The sequence below is a fragment of the Chitinophaga japonensis genome (assembly GCF_007830125.1).
In the GTDB taxonomy this organism is placed as follows: Bacteria; Bacteroidota; Bacteroidia; order Chitinophagales; family Chitinophagaceae; genus Chitinophaga; species Chitinophaga japonensis.
This window is the reverse complement of record NZ_VLLG01000002.1, coordinates 16,669-38,326: the sequence shown is the minus strand read 5'-3', so window position 1 is coordinate 38,326 and position 21,658 is coordinate 16,669. Positions and strand designations below refer to the sequence as shown.

The 21,658-nt window shown below is 54.9% G+C and carries 15 protein-coding genes; 7 read left to right on the top strand and 8 right to left on the bottom strand.

Going from position 1 to position 21,658, the window contains the following annotated elements; all coding sequences use genetic code 11:
• The first annotated feature begins 5 nt into the window (after positions 1–5).
• A complete protein-coding gene (locus LX66_RS00130) occupies positions 6–1,328 on the top strand; it encodes an aspartate kinase (RefSeq protein WP_145709858.1) in 1,323 nt (440 codons plus the stop codon).
• A gap of 12 nt (positions 1,329–1,340) precedes the next feature.
• On the opposite strand, the gene LX66_RS00125 is transcribed toward LX66_RS00130, so the two are convergent.
• From LX66_RS00125 to dinB, 4 genes are read right to left on the bottom strand one after another with little or no spacing between them, the layout of a single operon-like run.
• Positions 1,341–1,808, bottom strand: a complete 468-nt coding sequence (locus LX66_RS00125; RefSeq protein ID WP_145709857.1) for an RES family NAD+ phosphorylase — start codon at positions 1,806–1,808, stop codon at positions 1,341–1,343.
• A 15-nt stretch (positions 1,809–1,823) separates the two neighbouring features.
• Positions 1,824–2,279 (bottom strand): type II RES/Xre toxin-antitoxin system antitoxin, encoded by a 456-nt coding sequence (gene parS / locus LX66_RS00120; RefSeq protein ID WP_145709856.1) that lies wholly within the window; start codon positions 2,277–2,279, stop codon positions 1,824–1,826.
• Between the two features lie 17 nt (positions 2,280–2,296).
• Entirely contained in the window at positions 2,297–5,311 is a 3,015-nt protein-coding gene (locus LX66_RS00115) for a DNA polymerase III subunit alpha (RefSeq protein ID WP_244620245.1), read from the bottom strand.
• Positions 5,278–6,429, bottom strand: coding sequence for a DNA polymerase IV (dinB, locus tag LX66_RS00110; RefSeq protein ID WP_145709855.1), 1,152 nt, complete (start codon positions 6,427–6,429; stop codon positions 5,278–5,280). The genes LX66_RS00115 and dinB overlap by 34 nt, the downstream gene beginning before the upstream one ends.
• Before the next feature lie 170 nt (positions 6,430–6,599).
• Between dinB and LX66_RS00105 the strand changes: the two genes are divergently transcribed.
• On the top strand, positions 6,600–7,271 hold the full coding sequence (locus LX66_RS00105; protein ID WP_145709854.1) for an SdpI family protein: 672 nt from the start codon (positions 6,600–6,602) through the stop codon (positions 7,269–7,271).
• Positions 7,272–7,309: 38 nt separating this feature from the next.
• Here LX66_RS00105 and LX66_RS00100 read toward each other — a convergent pair whose 3' ends face one another.
• Positions 7,310–7,762, bottom strand: coding sequence for a hypothetical protein (locus LX66_RS00100; protein ID WP_244620244.1), 453 nt, complete (start codon positions 7,760–7,762; stop codon positions 7,310–7,312).
• Between the two features lie 142 nt (positions 7,763–7,904).
• Between LX66_RS00100 and LX66_RS00095 the strand changes: the two genes are divergently transcribed.
• A complete protein-coding gene (locus LX66_RS00095) occupies positions 7,905–8,657 on the top strand; it encodes an XRE family transcriptional regulator (protein WP_145709852.1) in 753 nt (250 codons plus the stop codon).
• 156 nt (positions 8,658–8,813) lie between these two features.
• Here the strand turns inward: LX66_RS00095 and LX66_RS00090 are convergent, their stop codons facing one another.
• From LX66_RS00090 to pdeM, 3 genes are read right to left on the bottom strand one after another with little or no spacing between them, the layout of a single operon-like run.
• A complete protein-coding gene (locus LX66_RS00090) occupies positions 8,814–9,455 on the bottom strand; it encodes a VOC family protein (RefSeq protein WP_145709851.1) in 642 nt (213 codons plus the stop codon).
• A gap of 52 nt (positions 9,456–9,507) precedes the next feature.
• Complete coding sequence (locus LX66_RS00085) at positions 9,508–10,407, bottom strand: histone deacetylase family protein (RefSeq protein ID WP_244620243.1); 900 nt, start codon at positions 10,405–10,407, stop codon at positions 9,508–9,510.
• 47 nt (positions 10,408–10,454) lie between these two features.
• Positions 10,455–11,093: a ligase-associated DNA damage response endonuclease PdeM gene (pdeM, locus tag LX66_RS00080; protein ID WP_145711956.1), complete on the bottom strand. Its 639-nt coding sequence runs from the start codon at positions 11,091–11,093 to the stop codon at positions 10,455–10,457.
• Positions 11,094–11,176: 83 nt separating this feature from the next.
• On the opposite strand from pdeM, the gene LX66_RS00075 reads away from it, so the two are divergent.
• From LX66_RS00075 to LX66_RS00060, 4 genes are all read left to right on the top strand, one after another.
• Positions 11,177–15,265 carry a hybrid sensor histidine kinase/response regulator transcription factor gene (locus tag LX66_RS00075; protein WP_145709850.1) on the top strand — a complete coding sequence of 1,363 codons (4,089 nt, stop codon included), beginning with the start codon at positions 11,177–11,179 and terminating at the stop codon, positions 15,263–15,265.
• A 196-nt stretch (positions 15,266–15,461) separates the two neighbouring features.
• On the top strand, positions 15,462–18,668 hold the full coding sequence (locus LX66_RS00070; RefSeq protein ID WP_145709849.1) for a SusC/RagA family TonB-linked outer membrane protein: 3,207 nt from the start codon (positions 15,462–15,464) through the stop codon (positions 18,666–18,668).
• Between the two features lie 17 nt (positions 18,669–18,685).
• Positions 18,686–20,332, top strand: a complete 1,647-nt coding sequence (locus LX66_RS00065; RefSeq protein WP_145709848.1) for a RagB/SusD family nutrient uptake outer membrane protein — start codon at positions 18,686–18,688, stop codon at positions 20,330–20,332.
• A gap of 18 nt (positions 20,333–20,350) precedes the next feature.
• On the top strand, positions 20,351–21,568 hold the full coding sequence (locus LX66_RS00060; protein WP_145709847.1) for a glycan-binding surface protein: 1,218 nt from the start codon (positions 20,351–20,353) through the stop codon (positions 21,566–21,568).
• The last annotated feature ends 90 nt before the right edge of the window (positions 21,569–21,658 follow it).

The following is a 21,658-nucleotide window of genomic DNA, read 5'->3' as shown; positions in this document are numbered from 1 at the left end:
GTAAAATGAAAGTTTTAAAATTTGGCGGCACCTCAGTAGGCAAGCCGGAACGTATGCACGCTGTGGCCAGGCTGATATCTGCGGATAGCGACCCCAGGATCGTGGTTTTGTCTGCCCTTTCCGGCACTACCAATGCATTGGTGGAGATCGGGCAGTCGCTGGCGGAAGGCAATAAGGAACAGGCTAAACAGCAGATCGACAAGCTGGAGAAGCACTACCGTACCTTTTGCGAGGAGTTGGTGAAGCAGGAAGCCCCGCGCGCCAAAGCTAAAGCTGTAGTGGATGAACATTTTGAGTTCCTGAACATCATTCTCAAGATATCTTTCAACGAAGCCCTCAATAAAGACATCCTGGCCCAGGGTGAGCTGCTGAGCACAAAGCTGTTTACCGTGTACCTGGAAGAGGCCGGCATACCCGCCGTGCTGCTGCCCGCGCTGGACTTCATGAGCATAGACGAGTTTGAGGAGCCGGAGATACCCAAGATCAAGATCAAGCTGGGCAACCTGCTGGATAAGCAGAAAGGACAGCACCTGTTCATTACCCAGGGGTATATCTGCCGCAATGCCAAAGGGGAAGTGGATAATTTAAAACGCGGGGGCAGCGATTATTCTGCATCGCTGATAGGCGCCGCCATCCAGGCGGACGAGATCCAGATATGGACGGACATTGACGGGATGCACAACAACGATCCCCGGGTGGTAAAGAAAACCTTCCCGGTAGAGCAGCTTTCCTTTGATGAAGCGGCGGAGCTGGCCTATTTTGGCGCTAAGATCCTGCATCCTGCCTCCATCTGGCCGGCCCAGCATTTCAACATACCGGTAAAGCTGCTGAACACCATGCAGCCGGAGGCCAAAGGCACCATCATTACCGAATTGCCCAATGGCGACGGCGTGAAGGCAGTAGCTGCCAAGGACGGTATTATCGCCATCAAGATCAAGTCCAGCCGCATGCTGCTGGCCTATGGGTTCTTGAGAAAGATATTCGAGATATTTGAGAAATACCGTACGCCCATTGATATGATCACCACTTCCGAAGTGGCCGTATCCCTCACCATCGATAACCAGCAGCAACTGGACCTGATACTGAAGGAGCTGCAGCCTTTCGGCACCGTGGAGCTGGATCATCATCAAACCATTGTATCTATTGTGGGCAACGAGGTGGCTGCTACGCCTTCTATCCTGCACAAGCTGTTTGAGGCGCTGAACGAGGTGCCCCTGCGCATGATCTCCTACGGTGGCAGCCGGCACAATATTTCCATACTGGTAGGCGGCCAATACAAGGAGCGGACTTTACAACTGCTGAATAAGGGACTGTTTAATCTCGGGTAGGAGGTTTCAATATTATTTTTTTGCCTCTTTCAACCGCTGGTCAAACGCAAACGGGTGCTGGCTGGTCACGGCAATCCCCTCCGCCTCCGGGTGCAGGGGATTGATCAGGTAATTGAACTCTTCCGGGATCACCACGGAGGGGATCTTCAACACCGGGTATTTACCTTCTTCCAGCCAGGCGTCGCCTACCTTTTGCAGCTCGGGGAAGGGCGCCAGCGATTGCCAGCCGGAAGGCAGCTCTTTACGGTGGATGGTTTTTACCGGCACCTCGTCCGGGATTTGGATAGTAGCAATGCAGAAGTCCTGTACAATGTTCTTCAGGGGCACGTGCACCAGTACTTCCAGGGCGGATAAGGCCCGGCTGCCGGCGGTGTATACTACGGGGTGGCCCTTGCTGTTCCAGCGCCCGCCGTACAAACGGGCGCCAACGCCATTGAGATCAGTAATGTAAATGCATTTGCTGATACGGTATACTTCCATTCAAAATAGGGTGGGTTATGCAAAAATGCCGTGCGCTATTTTGCCAAGTTCGTCCTGGATCAGTTGAAATCCAAAGGTGGTATCAAGTAAAGAAATAGGTGGTTGGTAGTTGAATGCGGGTAATGGCGTGCGCATCCATTCTTTGAAATTTTCCAGGTCGCCAAATACCTGGGTACCGTGCTGGTAGAGCTGTGACAGTAAGATGGCCCTTTCGGAGGTGTCTGCAGACAGCTTTTCATCGTCTGCATAGCGTTGGAGCGTTCTCTCGGAAATATGCAGTATGCGGGCCACTTCGGAGAGGGAGAAAGATAGCTGCTGGCTCAGGTTCATCAGCGCCTTTTTAATGACCCCCTCCCGGGAAAGCTGTATGAAATCAAAGTAGCCCCGTCCTACGCCATAAGGCATGGCGCTCTCCTGTACTACCAGTAAGGTTTGTTCCTGCACGTGGTACTCCCTGTTTTTGTGTTTCATGATACCTACGACATTTGTCACAAATATACGGCTTTTTGTCCGGTTGAAAAATTTTTATCCTCAAAATACCCAATTTTCCGCATATAGCTGATTTCCAGGGTAATAACGCCGTATTCCTCCGCTACTCTTCCCTCCAGGATATAGAAACCGCTTTTCTGTAAGGGGTATTGCCGGAAGCTTTCGGGAAAATGTACCGTGTCCAGGAACGCGCCGTCCCGGTCCAGGAATGTGCCGAAGCACATGGGTGCGCCCTGGGTAGTGCGTATGTGCTTGGTGCATACCAGGTAGCCCAGGGCCCGCACGGTTTGCCCCACATGCCTGTGCAGCTCCTTTACCGGCAGGTAGCTGCTTTGATCATGCTGCAGCACATCAAAGGGAGAGCACAGGGGAAACCCCAGCAATGCTATTTCATCAAAGGCGTCTTCGTGATCGTGATAGGCCAGCCGGGGCAGTTGGTAATCGGGGGGCGGCTCGCGGAACAGGGACAGGGCATGTTCTGCGCCGGCGTCTTTGCTTTTCAGCAGCAGGCTGCTTTTCCACAGCAGCTCTTTTTTGGTGTGGCCGCTAAAGTGAAAGGCGCCTGCCCGTATCAGGATGTCCAGTTGTTCCGGTGGCGGCTGCATGCGCTCGGTAAAGTCCTCCAGGCCGGTATAAGGGCCATATTGCTCCCGCTCCGCCAGCGCTTTCCTGATCCAGCCCTCTTCCAGCCCTTCTACATGGATAAAGCCGGTATACACGTCCATACCTTGTATATGCGTAGGATACCGGCTGTTGTTGATGCAGGGCGGGTGCAGGGTAACGCCCGTTTTTTGCAGCTCCCGGAAATACAGCTCCCGGTTGTAAAACCCGCCGAAGTTATTGATCACGGCCACCATGAATTCTGCGGGGAAATAGGTTTTCAGGAACAGGCTCTGGTAGCTTTCCACGGCATAGGTGGCGGAGTGGGCCTTGGAAAAGGAGAAGCTGGTAAAGCTGGCGATCTGCCGCCACAGCTCCCGGCTTACCTCCTCCGGGCGGCCCAGCCGCCGGCAGTTGCTGAAGAACTGCTCCTGCAACTGCAGGAAGGCGTCCGGTCCGCGGTACTTGCCGGCCATGCTGCGGCGCAGGATGTCGGCATCGGCCAGGTCCATATCCGCATACTCATGTATCACCTTGATCACATCTTCCTGGTACACCATGATACCGAAGGTTTCCTGCAGCACTTTTTGAATGATGGGATGCAGGTAGGTCACCTTGCCGGGGTTCCGGAAATGCTCCACGTACTGCCGCATCATGCCGGATTGCGCCACGCCCGGCCGGATGATGGAGCTGGCGGCCACCAGGGTCAGGTAATCGTCGCACTCCAGCTTTTGCAGTAACTGGCGCATGGCCGGGGATTCAATGTAAAAGCAGCCGATGGTGTTCACGGTCCTCAATTGTTGCCGTACGTTGGGATCTGCCGTGAACTCCCGGATAGCGTGAATATCTATATCCACGCCCCTGTTGGCTTTGATAAGGTCCAGCGAGTCGCGGATATGCCCCAGCCCGCGCTGGCTCAGGATATCGAACTTGTGCAGGCCGATGGCGGCCGCCTGGTGCATGTCTAACTGGGCCGTGCAGAAGCCCTTGGGAGGTAGGTGGGTGGCGCAGTACTGGTGAATGGGCGCCTCGCTGATCAGGATACCGCCGGCGTGGATGCTCAGGTGGTTGGGAAAGGCTTTGCCGGCCGTGGTCATCTGCTGGCTGAAACGCAGTATCTGCCGTTGCACGCTGTCTTCCTCCAGTTTAATGTCAAAGGGATTATCCAGTATGCGGTCTATTTCCTTTTTAGGCAGGCCGTATACCTTGCCCAGCTCGCGGATGATGGCGTTTTCCTGGAAGGTGGCCACAGTGCCCAGCAGCGCCGTATAGTCGATGCCGTGAGTAGCGAACACATGCCGGATCACATCGTCCCGGTCCCGCCAGGAAAAGTCAATATCAAAATCGGGAGGCGAGCTGCGGTAGGGGTTCAGGAAGCGCTCAAAATACAGGTTCAGCGCAATGGGGTCTACATCGGTAATGCGCAGGCAGTAGGCAATAATGGAATTGGCCCCGCTGCCCCGGCCTACATAAAAATATCCTTTATGCAGGGCGTATTCAATGATGTTGTGCGTCACCAGGAAGTAGGCGTTGAAGTCCTGCTGTTCTATGATCTGCAGCTCTTTTTCAATGCGCATTTTCGCCTCGGCGTTATCAGTGCCGTAGCGGTATGCCATACCCTGGCAGGCCAGTTCCCGCAGCCGGTCGCGGTCTGCAGCAGCGCTGCCCAGGAAATATTTTTTATTGCGGTGTGTCCTGAAATCAAAATGCAGCTCGCAGGCTTCCATCACCTGCAGGGTATTGCGTACAATATGGGGATATTGTTCGTAGTGTTCCAGCAGCGCTGCCGGTGGTATCCAGCATTCATCGGGCCCGGCGGTGGTATGGGCCGGCAACTGGCTGATGAGGAGGTTCTGGTCTACTGCCCGCAGCACGCGATGCAGTTCGTAGTGCCCGGCATCCTGGAAAGTAACGGGCTGCAGCACCACCAGCTTTTGCCGGTAGGCCAGTGTGTCTGTACGGAACAGTTTGTTCACTTCCCGGGGCCGTATGCCCACCAGTTCATGCGCTGCCAGTTGCTGTAAGGATCGGCTGCCCCAGGCGTAGATCACAAAGGTGTCCGGCAGGAAAGGGGCCTGGTCCGGGAAGGGCGTTTCCTCCTGCAGGTGGGTGGACAGAAAGCGGTTAATGTGGAACCAGCCCTCCATGCTGCGGGCCAGCAGGATATATTTGAAGGCCTGCCCGTTGCGGCATTCCAGCCCGATAATGGGCTTAATATTTTTTTCATGACAGGCCTGTACAAAGGTCCATACATCGGCGGTCATGTTGATGTTGGTAAGCGCCAGGCTGGTAATGCCCATTTGTGCAGCGGCCGCTACCAGGTCTTTGGTGGCGATGGTGCCGTAGCGCAGGCTGAAATATGTTTTGCAGTTCAGGTACATTAAACGTTCGTTGCCTTCATCAGGTATTGCCATCCAAACCGCCGCTTGATGTGGTCAATGGCCTGGTACAGCGCGATCATCTCCTGGGTATCGTCAAACAGGCTGATCTGGTAATTGCCCTGCACCAGGTGGCTGAAGCGCACGCCGATCAGGCGTACCAGCAGGCGGCGGTCGTACAGCTTGCGGAACAGGTCTTTCACTTTTTCCAGCAGCACATGGTCGCAGCAGGTGTAGGGAATGGACATTTGTCTGGTAACGGTTTCAAAATCGGAGTAGCGGATCTTCACCGTTACGCAGCCGGTGAGCTTGTCCTGCTGGCGCAGCTCAAAAGCGATCTTTTCCGTCATGCGCACCAGTTCGGCGTGCAGGAACTGCATGTCGATGGTATCGGCGGCAAAGGTGCTTTCGGTGGAAATGGATTTCTGTTCATGGTAGGGGATCACGGGCGTTTCGTCAATGCCGTTGGCCTTGTTCCAGAGGGCGATGCCGTTCTTGCCCAGCCAGGCTTCCAGCAGGGATACAGGTACCTCGCTGAGGGTTTTTACGTCTTCCACGCCCCGGCGGTGCAACCGGGCGGCCGTTTCCCGGCCTACCATGGGCAGCTTGTCCACCGGCATGGGCGCCAGGAAGCTCTTTTCGCCGCCAAAGGGCACTTCCCGCTGCCCGTTGGGCTTGGCTTCATTGGTGGCCACTTTGGACACCATTTTGTTGGAGGCCAGTCCCAGGGAGATGGGCAGCCCGGTTTCCTGCATGATCTTTTCCCGCAGTGCGGTGGTCCATTTCAGGAAGCCGAAATACTTTTCCATGCCGGTCAGGTCCAGGTAAAATTCATCGATGGAGGATTTTTCGTACAAAGGGGCCTCCCCGGCAATGATCTCGGTCACCATGCGGGACATTTCGCTGTATTTTTCAATATCGCTGCTGCGTACAATGGCATGGGGGCAGAGTTTGAGCGCCGTTCTCATGGGCATGGCGGAGTGGATGCCGTAGCGCCGCGCTTCATAGCTGCAGGCCGCCACCACAGCCCGGTCGCTGTGGCCGCCTACCAGCAGGGGTTTGCCTTTTAAGCGGCTGTCCTTCAGGCACTCTACGGATACAAAGAAACAATCCAGGTCAAAGTGCGCAATGGACCGTTGTTGTAAAGAGATCATGGCATGTGTGCTTAATGGAGAAAATTTCCCTGTCCAAATGTACTAATAAAATTAGTATTGCTAATTATGTTAGCAATTTATTAACGAAATATCCAGAACATAATTGGCCTGGTTACTGTAGTATTTATAGATGCCAAATCCACTGACAATGAAAATTTAAATATTAAGGAATGAAAAAGCCGGATATTCGAAAAGAGTTATTGATCCTCTTGCTGCTGCTTATCCCGATGGCTTACCTGGGGATTATCTGGAACGGGCTGCCGGCCGTGATCCCCACCAATTTCAACCTGCATGGCGAACCTCAACGGATGGGCAATAAAAGCGATTTCCTGTTGCTGATGATATTCCTGTTCCTTACCAACCTGGTGCTGTATTTTCTTTTCCGTTACATGCCCAATACGGAAGAAGAGGAGCCGCCGCCGGATGCCGCGGCGCACCAGCGGGAGTATTACCGCATCCGTTTTATGATACATGTGTACCTGGCCATCTTTACCTGCCTGGTCATATTCATGGTAAGCCGGGGACTGCCTTTCTTTATGGAGCGCTGGACCTTTGCCGGGGTGGGATTGCTGATCGCCCTGCTGGGCGCGTACCTGAGAAAGCTGCAGCCTAACTATTTTGTAGGGGTAAGAACGCCCTGGACCTTACAAAGCAGGGACATCTGGAAAAAAACGCACCGGATGGCGGGCAACCTGTGGTTATGGACGGGGATCGTAACAATTGTGGCGGGCTTCTTCCTGCCACTGGTAACAGGGGTATTTTTATTGATCTTCATCGGCGCCATACTGGCGGCGCTGCCTTACATTTATTCCTTCCGCTTGTCGAATGATGATAAAGGCTAAAAGGATGTGCGGGCCCGCACATCCTTTTAGCCTTTATATTAAAACCAGTTTCTTCCCAGCGCTTCCCGGAACGGCCAGGGGATCAGCAGCAGTATCAGCAGCAGCGCCAGCCCGTAGAAGATCAGCGCGCGTTTATGTTTTAACGCGTCGGTAGGAGATTTTTTCACTTTGGAGCGGCCAATGTGCACCAGTATCAGCGCCAGCAGGGCCATGGTTACGTGCTCTACGGCAAAAAAGCGCAGCACGCCGTCTTTCATGGCGGCGCCCATATCGGCACGGGCGGTCTTTACCAGCGGGCTGATGAAGTAAAGGATCAGGCCTACCAGGAATTGTATGTCAAAACTGATAGAGAAGAAAAGGCCCGCTTTGTTGTCGGCGGCGGTAAACGGTGTTTTACCGTTCACACCTTTCCAGGCGCGGATAAACGCCCATATACCTGTCAGTAGAATAACCCATCTTAATATGGAGTGAATAATCAGCAGGATGCTCATAATGCTTGCGTTTTCGTTGAGTTGGATTTTTTTCTCAGGGGCAAAAATAAGTGAAGCGGTCAGAAAATACCCGGAAATATATTTGGTAATTACAAAAAATAATTACTAAATTTGTTAGTATTGTACTAAATTCTTTAGGGATATGTCCGTAGCGTGTCAAAACCTGAAATACCTGCGTAAGCAAAAAGGCTGGACCCAGCAGGAGTTTGCAGATAAATTAGGGATCAAACGCTCCCTCCTGGGAGCTTATGAAGAAGAGCGGGCCGAGCCGCGCACAGAGGTACTGGAACTGGTCAGCGACATGTTTCGCGTGTCCATTGACGACCTGCTGCGCCGCGACCTGGGCTCCCAGAAAGATAACTTCCTGGAAAAGAGGCGGCAACAGAAGCTGGGCAACAGCCGGCAGCAGATAGAATTTGTGCCGGTAAAGGCCGCCGCCGGCTACCTGGCCGGGTATAATGATGATGAGTTCATCGAAGAGCTGAACACTTTTACCCTGCCCATGCTGGGCGCCGGTCACTTCCGCGCTTTTGAAATAGCCGGGGACTCCATGCTGCCCACGCCTTCCGGCTCCGTGATCGTGTGTCACAAAGTGGATGCATGGGAAGATATCCGGAACAATGAAACCTATATTGTAGTCACCAGCCGCGAAGGCATTGTATACAAACGCCTGCTGAAGAGCAACCGCTCCAAAGGCAAGATCACCCTGGTATCGGATAACCCCCAGTTTGAGCCGTACTCCGTGGGCATGGAAGACGTGCTGGAGCTCTGGCAGTCAGACGCCGTTATCAGCAAAACCGGGCAGCAGAGCCGCCTGAGCGTCAATCACCTGGCCGACATGGTCAGCCATTTGCAGGACCAGGTCAGCATGCTGAAGAAGAAGATCAGGGATTAATGCGTAGCTGCGCAGTGGTGATCAAAGATGCTGATTAATAAGTATTGTATTGTTATCCCCCGCTTTTCTAAAACCGATCCAGGCCGCTTGTGTTTACTGGCGGCTTCTTTTCTTGCATGCATGCGCGCCTTTCTGGCGCTGTAAAAAGCACCTTCGTTACTCTACAAAGCGGTAACTGGCATGGGTGTCATAGTCAATATGATGCTTCTGCTTCAGCTCCTGTATGTATTCCAGGGTACGCACGGTATGCGGGCTGGCAACGGTATCGCCTATGCGCTCAAACGTATGCAGCAGGGTTTCTTCCAGGCAACCGGACAGGCTCATGCCCTTATGCTCGGCAAGGTCCTGCAGCAGGGCGGCCAGCCGTTTTTCCAGGCGCACCGGCACATCTACCCGTTCAATTTTAAGGGGAGGCCCCTCCAGGTGGTATATATAATGCCCGAAGCCCAGGTAGTTACCGTCCAGGTCCTTTATTTTATAATCACGTATGCCATATTCCCGGTCATCTATCGGCTCCACTATTTCCACACCGTTGCCCCGGTGAAACGCGTATAGCTCATCGGCATTATCAATAACGAAATTTACCTCTGAATGCCCGGCCACATAAGGCGTGCCTTTGGCCAGGTGCAGGGTGGTCTGGCCCAGGTCTACCCCCGCGTAGGTAGGCGGCTCTCCCCAGGTAAAGCGGGGAGAAAAGCCAAGGCGGCTGGTATAAAAATCAACAGCGGACCTGATGTCATTGACCAGCAGCGTGGGGAAAAGCTGGCTGTGCGTAACCTGGGCGGTGGGGAGCGTCATGGCGCGTTGGTTTTAAACAGGGTTAAGTTACAAAAAAAGAGAGGGAATCTTATCAATAGATCGCTGCCGCCGCCTTGAACGTATTACAGTGCGCATTCACAATATCCCGGATACCCGCAGAATAACCACCCCCCATTGCCACCGTGCAGGGAATGTCGTGTTTCCGCAGATGGGCAAACACCATTTCATCCCTTTGCAGGCAGCCGGCCTGCGTTACTTTCAGCTTGCCGAATTTATCCGTCTCCAGTATGTCCACACCGGAGAGATAGAACGCCATGTCCGGGCGGGCATGGTCTGTTAATGCCGGCAAGGCGTTTTCCAGCAGTTGCAGGTAAGCGCTGTTGTCCGTGCCGTCCTTCAGCGGGATGTCCCAGTCTGATCTTTCTTTATGAAAAGGGTAATTGTTAGCCCCGTGCATGCTGAAGGTGAACACCCGCTCATTATTGGCGAACAGTGCTGCCGTGCCGTTGCCCTGGTGCACATCCAGGTCAATGATCAGTATGCGCCTGGCCAGTTTTTGCTGCAGCAGGTAGTTGGCCGCAATGGCAAAATCGTTCAGCAGGCAAAAGCCTTCGCCGCGGTCGGCATAGGCGTGGTGCGTGCCCCCCGCCACGTTCAGGGCCACGCCGTGTTGCAGGGCATGGAGCGCGCAGTCGATGGTGCCCCGGCAAATGGTGATCTCCCGCTGCGTGAGCGCGGGAGATTGCTGAAAGCCGATGCGGCGCTGCTCCCGCTCGCTCAGGGTCTGCTGCCGCAGTTTGCGCCAGTACTCCGTATCGTGCGTGAGCAGGATGATGGCTTCTTCCAGCGGCGCCGGCGCAAAGAGCTGTGCCGGCGTGATCACGCCTTCCCGCAGCAATTGCTGGGGGATCAGCTCATATTTCTCCATCGGGAAGCGGTGGCCTTCCGGCAGGGGATGTACATATATGTCGTCAAAAGCGATCTTCAACACAGGTATTGCGGCTATTATTAATTCTTAATTATTCATTATTAATTGTACTACTGCACCTGGAAAATGCTGCTGTTCGCTATCGCAAACACTGCTTCATCCTCCTCCGGCCGCAGCATGGCCAGGCCCGTAAAACGGCCAAAAGCAGGCAGTATGCCGCAGTGCCGCCCAAAGTAGAAGCAGGGCAGCCGCAACCGCTGCCGGCCGCTGCCGGCAATGGCAATACCGGGATGCAGGTGCCCGGAAAAGATGTAGGCCCCCGGCTGTTCCGGCGTGCAGGGTTCGTGCATGAAATGGATATTGCGCAGGGTTAGCGTATCGTGCAGGCTAAGCTGCAGGGCTGCATACAGCTCGTCCTCCAGTATGTCGTGGTTGCCTTTTACCAGCTCAAAACGGATGTGCGGGAACTGTCCGCGCCAGAGGCGGAAATATTGTACATCGTTATTCAGGCTGCTGTGAAACAGGTCGCCTACCACGATGATCCGCTCCGGGCGGTAATGCGTGATGAGCTGTTGCAGGCGGAACAGGTCTTCCTGTATAATGCCCGCCGGTACGGCAATGCCGGCTTTGCGAAAATGGGCGGACTTGCCCAGGTGCAGGTCAGACAGTACCAGCGCCTTTTCTTCTTCCCAGAACAGCGCCCTGCCTGCAGATAAATGCCATGTTTGCTGCTGAAAATTAAATACCATTTCCTCCACGGCGCAAAATTAGAAATGTAAGGTGATAAAGCCTAAAATACTATATTTACGCTGGTTGCACTGATCCTTATTCCATGTTGAAGCACTGCCTACAGATTCCACTGTTATTACTACTATTGCTGCACTATACCTACGCACAGGAGCAGCCCTACCGCTTTTCGTCCCTGAACAACAACAACGGCCTTTCCAATAACCAGGTGAACTGCATTTACAAGGATGCCAGGGGCTTTATGTGGTTTGGCACCCTGACGGGCCTGAACCGTTACGACGGCTATACCTTTAAAGTGTTCCGGCACAGCCAGGGCGATTCGCTTTCCCTGAACGATGATTATATCAGCGGTATTTTCCCGGCGCCCGGCAACCGCCTGTACATCAAGACCCGTAACGGGGATAATCTCTACGATCCGGTAAAAGAGCAATTCTCCGACGCGGTAAGCTGGCTCCGGGAGGCCGGCCTCCCGGCCTATGGCGTTAATAGCCTGAGCCAGGCAGGCGGTAGCTGGTGGGTAGCTTATGCGGACTCCGGCCTGTACCGGCTGGACAGCGGTCGTAAAGCAGTGCGGGTATTGCGGCCCGGCAGCAGCAACGTCCTGGCGGATATCAGCCCGCTGGCGGACCACCGCCTGGCCGTGCTGTATCTCAATGGCGATATCGAAATGTTGGACATGCGCTCCGGCAAGGTGGTTTCCCGTACGGCCGCCGTGGCCCGCTTTATTGACAAGCAGCCGCTTGCCCTCCGGCTTTTCGTGGACAGGGAGCAGGATATATGGGTGTATATGCCCGGCACGGATTTCGGCGTGGTGTACTATGATCCCGCTGCCGGTACGGCCAGGCGGCTCTCCAGCAGGAACGGCGTGCTGAATAATGATATCATCAACAGTATCGTGCAGGATAACAAAGGCCTGGTATGGATAGGCACCGACCATGGCGGCATTAACCTGGTCAATAAAGACGGCTTCAGCTCCCGCGTTCTCCAGAACAGGGAGGAAGACCCGGCCAGCGTGGCGGAGAACGCGATTTATGCACTGTATAAGGATAACCTGGGCATTATCTGGTGCGGCACCTACAAAAGAGGCATCAGCTACTTTACCGAGAACATGACCAGGTTCGGCCTGTACCGCCATAAGCATGCTGACAAAAGCAGCCTGCCTTACAATGATGTAAACTGTTTTGTGGAGGATAAAAAAGGCAACATCTGGATCGGCACCAATGGCGGGGGCCTCCTGTACTTTGACCGCGCCACCGGCGCTTTTACCCGCTACCGGCACAACCCTGCTGACGACAACAGCATCAGCGGCAATGTGATCCTCAACCTCTATATTGACAGCTATCACAACCTCTGGATAGGGTACTATTTTGGCGGCATGGATCTTTACAGCAATGGAAAGTTCACGCACTTCCGCCACGATGAAAAAGACCCCAACAGCCTGTCCAGCAAATCCGTGTGGAAGGTATACCGGGACCAGCGCAATAATTTCTGGGTAGGCACCCTGGGCGGGGGACTGGACCGTTTTGATCCCGGCAACGGCATTTTCTATCATAACAATGTAAGCCTGCCCAACTCCGTGCACAGCGACTTTATCACCTCCTTTGCAGAAGACCGGAACGGCAACCTGTGGATAGGCACCGCCTATGGCATCGATGTGCTGGACAAGGCCAAAGGCGTTTTTGTGCATTACCTGAACGCTACGCACCAGTTGAGCAACGATAATGTAAACGCCCTGCTGATGGACAGCAACGGCCACATGTGGGCCGGCACCCGCGACGGCCTGAATGTGTTTGACCCGCAGGCGCAGCAGTTCCGCTCCTTCCGCATAGCCGACGGACTGCCGGATAACAACATCATCAGCATCCTGGAAGATAACAATCATCACCTCTGGGTAAGCACCAGCAACGGCCTTAGTAAAATTACCGTGCAGCAAGGGGAGGACGGTATCCGCATCCAGTGCAGGAATTACGACGAGCAGGACGGGCTGCAGGGCAATGCCTTTAATGTGAATGCAGCCCTGAAGCTGCGTTCCGGTGAGCTGGTATTTGGCGGGGCGGACGGGTTCAACATCTTTAACCCTTCCAGCATACGGCAGCACAAAAAAGCGCCCGCCGTTGTGTTCACCGGCCTGCAGTTGTTCAACCGCACCATTGCCGTAAACGAAAAGCTGCACAACCGGGTGATACTCACTACCGCCCTGCCCGAAGCAAAAGAGATCCGGCTCCGCCATCATGAGAACGATTTTTCCATAGATTTTGCGGCGCTGAGCTACATCAATACGGACAAGAACCGCTATGCCTACATGCTGGAAGGGTTTAACAAGGAATGGATCAACACGGACAGCAAGAACCGGCGGGCCACCTATACCAACGTGCCGCCCGGCGAATACACCCTGCGGCTGAAAGCCGCCAATGAAGACGGGGTATGGAATGAAAAGGGCATCGCCCTGCGCATCAGCATACTGCCGCCTTTCTGGAAAACGCCTTTGGCTTATGTAACATATGCTTTATTGCTTTTCGGCGTCCTGTTCTTCTCCCGCAGGATGGTGATCCGGCGGGCGCACATGCGTTTTGCCCTGCAGCAGGAGCGCCGGGAAGCGCAGCGCCTGCATGAGCTGGACATCATGAAGATAAAGCTGCTCACCAACGTAAGCCACGAGTTCCGTACGCCGGTATCGCTCATACTGGCGCCCCTGGAGGAGCTGCTGAAGCATACCGGGGAGGGCGATAGCAAACAGAGGCTCCGCCTGATGCGCAGCAATGCCAAAAGGTTGCTGAACCTGGTGAACCAGTTGATGGATTTCCGGAAGATGGAAATGAAGGAGCTGAAGCCCGATCCCGCCTGGGGCGATGTAGCCGCCTTTGTGAAGGAAGCCGCCTGCTCCTTTACGGACCTGGCGGAGAGAAAGCAGGTAGCCTTCTCCTTCCGGTCCGATTGCCCGCATTTGTACACTTATTTTGACCACGACAAGCTGGAGCGGATACTGTTCAACCTCCTGTCCAATGCCTTTAAATTTACCCCGCAGGGCGGGGCTGTTACGGTAATGGTGCAGGTGGAGGAAAGCGCCGGCACTGCCTGGATGGAGATCCGGGTGGAGGATACCGGTATCGGTATCCCCAAAGAACGGCAGGACAAGATCTTTGACCGCTTCTTCCAGAGCGATGCGCCGGGTGGCGTAGCAAGCCAGGGCAGCGGTATAGGGCTGGCCATTACCAAAGAGTTTGTGCGGCTGGCCAATGGCGCCCTGGCGGTGGAAAGCGAGCCGGATAAAGGCAGTTGCTTTACGGTACGGCTGCCCTTTGACACAGCGGAAGCGCCGGCCGGGGCTGCCCCGCTGCCGGAAGAACCCTTATCCCGGCTGGCCGAAGGAATGGCCGGTACCGGCCACGCGCCGGTAAAGCAGCTATTAACGGGTGAAAAAAAGCAGACGGTGTTGCTGGTGGAGGATAATGATGATTTCCGTTTTTATTTAAAGGAGAATCTTTCCACGTTCTATACCATCATTGAAGCAACCGATGGCCGGGCCGGCTGGCAGAAAGCTTTATCCGCGCACCCGGACCTGGTGGTGAGCGATATCAACATGCCACTGATGGACGGCATGGAGCTGTGCCGGAAAATAAAGCACGATAACCGTACCCGCCATATACCGGTCATCCTGCTAACGGCGATGGCGGGAGAGGGGGAACAGTTGCGGGGACTGGAAGCCGGCGCGGTGGATTACCTGGTGAAGCCTTTCAATTTCGAGATCATGCTGTCGCGGGTGCGCAATATCCTGTCCCGCCAGGCGCCGGTAAAGCTCACCATCGGGCAGCCGGCAACGGAAAGCGGCGCGCAGGTGCCCTCTGCCGATGAGAAGTTCCTGCAAAAAGCGCTGGATATCGTGGAAAAGCAGTTGTCCAACGCCAACTTTTCCGTAGAAGAGCTGAGCCGGGAGCTGTGCATGAACCGGGTGTCTGTTTACCGGCGCATCTTTTCCATTACCGGGCAAACACCGGTGGAGTTTATCCGCGCCGTGCGCCTGCAGCGCGCCGCCCAGTTGCTGGCCAAAACAGAAATGAACGTAACGGAAGTAGCCTACGAGGTAGGATTCAACAACCCGAAATATTTTGCCAAATACTTTAAGATAGCCTATAAAATGCTGCCCTCCGCCTACGTGGCCAGCATGAGAAAATAGCGCCCGGCCGCCGGCTGTAACATGCGGCTCCCTCAAAGTAACATTTCATACCCCCGGCGCAACATTTTATCCCGGATAATAAACATCACTATACCCTGGTTTTCAACCGGTAGGAATACTTTTACCCGGACGTTATGAATTCAACCAAAGTCTACAAGTGAACGCTCATTTTTATTAAATCTTAATGATCCACGCTATGAACAAAACCAGTATTACAGGAAGATCATACCTGTTGCTATGGGTATTGATTGCTGTCTGGGTATCCGCTATGCCAGTAAAGGCACAGGATCCTTCCGCGGGGGGCGGGGGACGAAAAATTTCCGGTACCGTTACCGCACAGGAATCGGGCAGGCCCATCCCGGGAGCTGCCGTTATTGTTAAAGGGACAAAGCAGGCCACGGCCACGGACGACCAGGGCCGGTTTACCCTCCAGGTGGAACCGGGGCAGACGATCCGGGTCTCTTCCCTGGGCTTTGCGCCCAGGGAGCTGAAGGCGGGCGCCTCCGCTACCATGAACATCAGCCTGGAAGACGACTACCATTTGCTGAATGAAACCGTGGTAGTAGGCTATGGCCGCATGAAAAAAACGGACCAGAGCAGCGCGCAGGTGTCCATCAGCGCGGCGGACGTAAACCGCACGGTGAACACCACCATTGACCAGGCCATACAGGGCAGGGCAGCCGGCGTGTACGTGACCCAGAATTCCGGGCAGCCCGGCGGCGGTATCTCCGTCAACATCCGCGGGGTCAACACCCTGAGTGGCACCAACGAGCCTTTGTATGTGATTGACGGAGTGCAGATACAACCAGCTACCGTTGAGTACAGAGCCACCAGCTCCACCAACCCGCTGGCCGGCATCAACCCTGCCGACATTGAGTCCATTGAAATTCTGCAGGGGCCTTCCGCCACGGCGGTATACGGTTCCCGCGCTACCAACGGGGTGGTGCTGATCACCACCAAACGCGGAAAGGCCGGGAAGATCAAGCTCACGTATAACTACCTGTACTCCCTGCAGGACCGCCCGGACGCGCTGGAGACCATGAGCCTGCGGCAGTTCGCGGAAATGAACAACGAGATCGCCGCACTGCTGGACCGCACGCCCACCCCGGAGTTCCAGAACCCTGCCGTGCTGGGCGAGGGCACCAACTGGCAGCGCTCCCTGTTCAAAACATCGCCTTTGCAGAAGCACCAGGTAACCGTGAGCGGCGGCGCTGCCAATACTACTTACTATATGTCCGGCGAGTACTTCAGCCAGGAGGGGGTGGCAGTAGGTTCTGATTTCAACCGCTACTCTTTCCGGCTGAACCTGGATAACCAGGCTTTCGACTGGCTGAAGCTGAGCGCCTCGCTGAACTTTTACCAGACTAGGGAAAAGCTGGCCTCTACCAGCGAGGACGTGATCCGGAATGCCATTAACCTGGCGCCCAATGTCCCGGTGAAGAACCCGGACGGCAGTTGGGGCGGCGCTACGGAAAACGAGTATGGCAGCAATGCCCGGTTTGCGCCTTTAAACCCGGTGGCCATCGCCAACCTGGTCAGCAACAATTTTAAAAGGACCGGCGGCCTGGGTGGCGCCAGCGCAGAAGTGAACATTATAAAAGGGCTGACCTTCCGCACCAGCTTCAACGGGAATTTTGAGTATGGCGACGGCAGCAAGTTCACCCCCACCTACCGGCTGGGCTATGTATCCAATGAAAAGGCCAGTTTGGCCATCCGCAACGACAAGAATTTTTACTGGAACCTGAACGAGCTGCTGCAATACAATACCGAAATAGGCAAGCACAGTATAGGCGTAATGGTGAGCCATGAAGCGCAGGCCTGGAATTACCAGAGCATTAGCGCGCAGCGCGTGGGCTTTGCCAGCAACGACATTCCTTCCCTGAACCTGGGCGATGCGCAGGGGCAGACCACCGGCAGCACCAAAGGCTCCGGCGCGCTGGAATCTTACCTGGGCCGTATCAACTATACCTATAATAATAAATACATCCTGCAACTGGCGGGCAGGGCAGACGGTTCCTCCAACTTCGGGCCGGAGAACAAATGGGGGTATTTCCCCTCTGTATCCGCCGCCTGGCGGGTATCGCAGGAGCCTTTTATGCAGGGCGTAGGTTTTATCAACGACCTGAAGCTGCGCGCGGAATACGGCACCACCGGCAACAACGGCAGTGGCGGCGCCCAGTATGCAGCGCTCAACTCTGTGACCACACCCTGGGGGGCGGGCTTCCGCACCGGGCAGTATGGCAATGCCGGCCTGAAATGGGAATCTACCGAAACAAAGAATATCGGATTTAACCTGAGCATGTTCAGTGACCGCGTGCAGTTGGAAGGCGATTTCTATATCAAGAAAACCGACAACCTCCTGATGCCGAACCCCTTGCCGGCCTACATGGGCACCCAGGGAGAAGGTGGTATTAACCCGCCGGTGGTGAACATCGGTTCCCTGCAGAACAAGGGTTTCGGCTTTACACTGAACACGGTGAACATTGATAACAAAAGCGGCTTCACCTGGAGGACCAATTTCAATATCTCCTCTTTCAGAACAAAGATCACCAAGTTCTATTCCGATGCCGCCTTCCTGTCCAGGTCCGCCTGGTTCATGAATAACTTTACTTCCCGTTCCGTAGTGGGTGGAGCGCCCTGGCAGTTTTACGGCTATGTAGCAGAGGGGGTATTCCAGTCTGTGGATGAGATCAATAAAAGCGCCATACCGGCACAGTCAGACGGTACCCGCCTGCCCGTGTCGGAGAACGGCGGCGTATGGGTAGGCGATATCAAGTACAAGGACCTGAACGGCGATGGCATCATCGACTCGCGGGACCAGACCTTTATCGGCAACCCCTGGCCCAAGCTGACTTTTGGCCTGACCAATAGCTTTTCCTACAAGGGCTTTGACCTGAGCATACTGGTCACCGGCGCGCAGGGCAATGATATCTTCAACTACCTGCGTTTTGAGAACACCAATCCCGGTAATGTGAACCTGGGCCGCAATATGCTGCAGGAAACCTACAATTATGCCCGCATTACCACCGACGGCAGCGGTAATGCCATGCTGGCCAATCCCGGCACCACGGTGCCCCGGATAGTGGCCACGGATGTAAACGGCAATGGTAACCGCTTTACCAATCTTTTCGTGGAGGACGGCTCCTATATCCGTATCAAGAACGTGCAACTGGGCTACAACATTCCGCATAACCTGCTCCGGCAGCAGTCGGTAGTAAAAGGCATCCGGCTCACCGCCGGGGTGCAGAACCTGGCCACCTTCACCAAATACAAGGGATATGACCCGGAAGTAGGCGCCTACCTGGGAAAAGAAGTGCAGTTGAACAACCAGTTCATTGGCGTGGATGCCGGCCGTTATCCTTTAACAAGGCTGTACACCGCCAGCATAGCAGTTGATTTCTGAGCTAAAAACCAAAATTTATGAACACCTATAACAAGATATATCTTGCCGTCCTGGCGCTTTGTGGCACCCTGGCCGGCTGCAGCAAGGACTTCCTGAACCGGCCGCCGGAAGATGCGATCGTGGACGCCAACTTTTACCAGTCCACCGAGCAGGTGCTGGCCGGTACTGCACCGCTGTACAATATTGTATGGTTTGCCTATAATGACAAAGCCTCGCATGGCATAGGTGACGGCCGGAGCGGCATACTGATGTCCGGCTCCTACCAGGTGGAGAATATCCGCATGCAGACCACCGACGTAACACCGGAAGTGTACAGCTCCTGGACCGCTTTCTTTAACGTGGTGGCGCAGTCCAACATGGTCATCGGCAACCTCACAAAATATACCGCGCCCTCCGTGCCGGAGAATGTAAAGCAGGCTGGCATTGCAGAAGGCCGCTTTATGCGCGGCGTAGCATATTCCTACCTGGTGCAGAACTGGGGGGCGGTGCCCATTATCACGGATAATAACGTGCTGCTGACAGATACTTCCATTACCCGCAACACGGTGGAATCCGTATGGGAGTTCATTATCCGCGACCTCCGCTTTGCAGCGGAAAACCTGCCGGCCACGCCTTTGCTGAAAGGGCGCATCACCAAATGGTCCGCAGAGGGCATGCTCGCCAAGATGTACCTTACCCGTGCAGGCGTAGGCGTTAGCGGCACCCGCAAGCAGGCGGACCTGGACAGCGCCGCCTGGTTTGCCCGCGATGTGATCATGAACAGCGGCGCTACCCTCATGAGCAATTACGAGGACCTGTTCCTCATGAAGAATAACAACAATTCCGAAAGCCTGTTTGCCCTGCAGTGGAAATACGACGGCGACTGGGGTACGCAGAACAGCGTGCAGGCCTTCCTGGCCTATGGCTCGGAGATCACCGGCTTCGGCGACGGCTGGGGCGGCGACCTGGGTGGGTCTTATGACATACTGAAAATGTACTCCGCCAATGACAAGCGCCGCAAAGGCACCTTCATGTACCCCGGCGATCATTACTCCTACATTCACCAGGCAGTGGATGATCCCAACAATCCCGGCAAAAAGATCATACAGGAGTTGCAGGTGCCCTGGAACTGGGTAGGTACGGAACGGTATAACACCCGCGCCTGGGTGAAAAAGTATGTAGTAGGCCGGCCGGAGGATAACGATGGCAAGGTAACGCAGCAGCATACTGAGATCAATACTTACATGCTGCGCCTGGCCGATGTGTACCTCGTGTACGCGGAGGCGCTGCTGGGCAACAATGCCTCCACCTCCGATGCCGAAGCGCTGAAATACTTCAATGCTGTGCGCACCCGCGCCGGGCTGGATGCGAAGACCATGATCACCTGGGACGATATCTACAAGGAAAGGCGGCTGGAGCTGGCTATGGAAGGGCAGGCCTGGTACGATATGGTGCGCCTGCACTACTACGACCCGGCCAAAGCGCTGTCCATACTGAGCAACCAGGACCGGGGCACCTACCGTATTGTGCCGAATGCAGAGAACAATGCCACTTCCTGGACCATTACCTCGGACGAGCCGGCATTTTACCCGGTAACGGAAAGCAATTTCCACCTGCCTATTCCCGCAGCGGAACTAACGGCAGCGCCTAACCTGCGCAAACCGCCCGTGCCTTATGAATTCTAACTCAAAAAAGAGAACGTTATGACCAGACATATTTTAATTGCCGTCATTGCCTGCCTGCTGCTGGTATGCTGCAAGAAGGACGATATCTCCGCTCCGCCGGTGATCACCGGCGTGAGCCTGCTGGACCCGGCCAGCACAGACAGCACGTTTACCGAAGCCCTGCCCGGAACGCTGCTGCTCATTACCGGGCAAAACCTGGGCGGCGTGACCAGCATCGCCTTTAACGGGCTGGACGCTTATTTCAATCCTACCTACAATACCAGTACCCATGTGATCGTGACCATCCCGGACGATGCGCCTACAGAGGCTACGGACCCGCAGGTGCCCAACACCATCCGCATGGTGACCACGCATGGAGAAACTTCCTACACTTTTACCATTACCATACCGCCACCCGCTATTGCCTCCATCTCCAATGAGAACGCGCTGCCCGGCGATTCCCTGATCATTTACGGCAGCAGCCTGTGGCTGATAGACCGGATCGTTTTCCCCGGCGGCCGGGAAGTAACGGACTTTGCGTCCAATGAGGGCGGCACCCGCATAGGGCTGCTCATGCCCGACCTGGGCGATGACACCGGCCGGCTGGTAATACAGGCCAAATACGGCAACGCCATGTCCGACGGGCCGCTGAACGATCACCAGAGCGGCGATGTGATCAGCAATCTTACCGACAATGGAGAAAGCGGGGAACTGCCGGTGTTCAACTGGGGCTGGTGGGGCGCTGTAAGGACCTCGGACGCTACGCTGTTTCCCGGCACACGGGGCGCTTACCTGCAGAATATTTTCGGCGGCGTAGGCGCTAATAACGGCGCCTGGTGGGAAGGCAACCGCTCCGGCAATTTCTCGGACGTACCTATGTTCACCGCCGATATCATGACCAAACAGGCCTCCAATTATGCGCTGAAGTTCGAGATCAATACCAAGGAGCCCTGGACAGCAGGTATCTGCGTGCTGCGTTTCGGGGATAATTATGCGTACCGCTTTATGCCCTTTACCAATGCAGCGGGGCAGGTGTTTGACACGGAAGATAAATGGCAGACCGTAACTGTGCCGCTGTCCGAGTTCAGGACTGCCGACAGCGGGATCGAAGGCACCGGCGCCAATGCCGCCGTAATGGGCGACCTGCTGAAAGCTGGTGGCGTGGTGGCATTCACCTATCGTTTTATTACAGAGGATGATCCCGTGGATGTGTACAATGCGGCGTTTGACAATTTTCGCATTATTAAGATAAAATAACTTTGGTTGTCTTAGAATATGTTATGCCCGCAGAAGTCTTTTTGCGGGCATAATATATACACCGGCAAAGGAGCAAATAAACACTAACGA

Excerpts from the sequence above, each read along its gene's own strand:
- LX66_RS00130 (WP_145709858.1), top strand. The coding sequence starts at position 6 with ATGAAAGTTTTAAAATTTGGCGGCACCTCAGTAGGCAAGCCGGAACGT.
- LX66_RS00125 (WP_145709857.1), bottom strand. The coding sequence starts at position 1,808 with ATGGAAGTATACCGTATCAGCAAATGCATTTACATTACTGATCTCAAT.
- parS (WP_145709856.1), bottom strand. The coding sequence starts at position 2,279 with ATGAAACACAAAAACAGGGAGTACCACGTGCAGGAACAAACCTTACTG.
- LX66_RS00115 (WP_244620245.1), bottom strand. The coding sequence starts at position 5,311 with ATGGCAATACCTGATGAAGGCAACGAACGTTTAATGTACCTGAACTGC.
- dinB (WP_145709855.1), bottom strand. The coding sequence starts at position 6,429 with ATGATCTCTTTACAACAACGGTCCATTGCGCACTTTGACCTGGATTGT.
- LX66_RS00105 (WP_145709854.1), top strand. The coding sequence starts at position 6,600 with ATGAAAAAGCCGGATATTCGAAAAGAGTTATTGATCCTCTTGCTGCTG.
- LX66_RS00100 (WP_244620244.1), bottom strand. The coding sequence starts at position 7,762 with ATGAGCATCCTGCTGATTATTCACTCCATATTAAGATGGGTTATTCTA.
- LX66_RS00095 (WP_145709852.1), top strand. The coding sequence starts at position 7,905 with ATGTCCGTAGCGTGTCAAAACCTGAAATACCTGCGTAAGCAAAAAGGC.
- LX66_RS00090 (WP_145709851.1), bottom strand. The coding sequence starts at position 9,455 with ATGACGCTCCCCACCGCCCAGGTTACGCACAGCCAGCTTTTCCCCACG.
- pdeM (WP_145711956.1), bottom strand. The coding sequence starts at position 11,093 with ATGGTATTTAATTTTCAGCAGCAAACATGGCATTTATCTGCAGGCAGG.
- LX66_RS00075 (WP_145709850.1), top strand. The coding sequence starts at position 11,177 with ATGTTGAAGCACTGCCTACAGATTCCACTGTTATTACTACTATTGCTG.
- LX66_RS00070 (WP_145709849.1), top strand. The coding sequence starts at position 15,462 with ATGAACAAAACCAGTATTACAGGAAGATCATACCTGTTGCTATGGGTA.
- LX66_RS00065 (WP_145709848.1), top strand. The coding sequence starts at position 18,686 with ATGAACACCTATAACAAGATATATCTTGCCGTCCTGGCGCTTTGTGGC.
- LX66_RS00060 (WP_145709847.1), top strand. The coding sequence starts at position 20,351 with ATGACCAGACATATTTTAATTGCCGTCATTGCCTGCCTGCTGCTGGTA.